This window comes from Streptomyces spiralis, assembly GCF_014654675.1.
In the GTDB taxonomy this organism is placed as follows: domain Bacteria; phylum Actinomycetota; class Actinomycetes; order Streptomycetales; family Streptomycetaceae; genus Streptomyces; species Streptomyces spiralis.
This window is the reverse complement of sequence record NZ_BNBC01000118.1, coordinates 1-527: the sequence shown is the minus strand read 5'-3', so window position 1 is coordinate 527 and position 527 is coordinate 1. Positions and strand designations below refer to the sequence as shown.

Genomic DNA, 527 nt, shown 5'->3' with positions numbered 1-527 from the left:
TCCCCCGCACCCAACGCAGCCAGCGCCACCCCATCACCACCGGGCAGCACCACCGCACGGTGCTCCATCGCCACCCGCGTCGTCACCAACGAATAGCCGACATCCACCACACCAGCGCCCGATTGCGCAGCCGCCAACTGCCGGGCCTGCGCCGCCAACGCCTCCGCCGACTTCGCGGACAGCACCCACGGCACCACCACCGGAGCAGTGACGTCATCGCCCTCAGCAACCGACGCTGCCGGCTCCTCGGGCGCCTCCTCCACAATGACGTGCGCGTTCGTACCGCTCAGCCCGAACGACGACACGCCCGCCCGGCGTGGACGCCCGGCGCCCTGCGACCACTCCCTCGCAGCGGTCAGCAACTCCACGCTCCCCGCCGACCAGTCGACCTGGTCGGAGGCGGTATCCGCGTGCAGGGTGCGCGGCAGCAGACCGTGCCGCATCGCCATCACCATCTTGATGATGCCCGCGACACCGGCGGCGGCCTGCGTGTGGCCCATGTTCGACTTGATCGAGCCCAGCCACAG

General features: G+C 70.8%; 1 protein-coding gene. It reads right to left on the bottom strand.

Annotation, left to right across the window (positions count from 1 at the left end):
- On the bottom strand, positions 1-527 hold a 527-nt coding region (locus IE318_RS44165), incomplete at both ends, for a ketoacyl-synthetase C-terminal extension domain-containing protein (protein WP_308438643.1).